The 307-nt window shown below is 62.5% G+C and carries 1 protein-coding gene; it reads left to right on the forward strand.

What is annotated here, in order from left to right:
* Window positions 1-41: 41 nt before the first annotated feature.
* Window positions 42-307: transposase (locus tag ASG92_RS06960; RefSeq protein WP_240987032.1), on the forward strand; the 266-nt coding region annotated here is incomplete at its 3' end.

Raw genomic sequence — 307 nt, forward strand, 5'->3', positions numbered from 1 at the left:
CCAAGCAGTTCCCGCCCGAAGTCCGTGACCGTGCAGTGCGCATGACCTTGGATCGGTTGTCCGAATACCCGTCTGTTTATGCTGCCTGCAAGGCACTGGCGCCAAAGCTCGGGGTCGGCGCTGAATCGCTGCGCCGCTGGGTTGTCCAGGCCCAGGTCGATGCCGGCGAGAAGACCGGACCAAGCAGTGACGAGCTGGAGGAAATCAAGCGGCTTCGGGCTGAGGTGCGGGACTTGAAGGAGTCCAACGAGATCCTCAAACAGGCCTCGATTTTCTTCGCGAGGGAGCTCGACCCTCGCCGCCGCTA

Source organism: Arthrobacter sp. Soil736 (genome assembly GCF_001428005.1).
In the GTDB taxonomy this organism is placed as follows: domain Bacteria; phylum Actinomycetota; class Actinomycetes; order Actinomycetales; family Micrococcaceae; genus Arthrobacter.